Consider the following 511-nt stretch of genomic DNA (forward strand, 5'->3'; position numbering starts at 1 on the left):
TTTTTTTATAAATGCATAACTCGGTGTTAAACCGCCTTCTGTATAAGATGAAATTAATTCAATTCGCTTCCCGCCAGCTCGTTCAATTCGTTTCACATCTTCTAAACATGTTGCAATAACCTCTAGCATGAGATGACCTCTTTTCGTGCTTTTTTCTTATTATAACATTAGTAAAAATAAGAAACCTAGCTTTCTCCTATAAAACTGTAAAAAGAAGAATGAAAAGAAAGATTTTTTTCAATTGATGACGTTTATTGGTGATTTTATATTCTACAAAAAAAGAGTAACCCCTAGCACTTCTGACTAGGTGTCACTCCTTCTTATTTTACAAAAATACAAGGCTTCCCCTATATACTTTAATTATTTTTCTTTGTTACTCCATTATAATAGTGGCTAAACGCTTCTACTAATGCGTCAACGGAAGCATACAGTTCTTCTGGTGTATTATCTACCCCTCCCATTTCAATAAGTAAAGCATTTGGAGAAAGGTCTTGATTATATACTCCGTTCC

At 33.1% G+C, this 511-nt stretch carries 2 protein-coding genes; both read right to left on the reverse strand.

Annotation, left to right across the window (positions count from 1 at the left end):
* A partial coding sequence (locus KI369_RS28530) for a copper homeostasis protein CutC (RefSeq protein WP_274382499.1) occupies positions 1 to 129 on the reverse strand: 129 nt, incomplete at its 3' end.
* A 227-nt stretch (positions 130 to 356) separates the two neighbouring features.
* Positions 357 to 511, reverse strand: a 155-nt coding sequence (locus tag KI369_RS28535; protein ID WP_212959004.1) for a stage II sporulation protein P, incomplete at its 5' end; no start/stop codon positions are given.

It is taken from the genome of Bacillus sanguinis, from assembly GCF_018332475.1.
GTDB classification, from domain to species: Bacteria; Bacillota; Bacilli; order Bacillales; family Bacillaceae_G; genus Bacillus_A; species Bacillus_A sanguinis.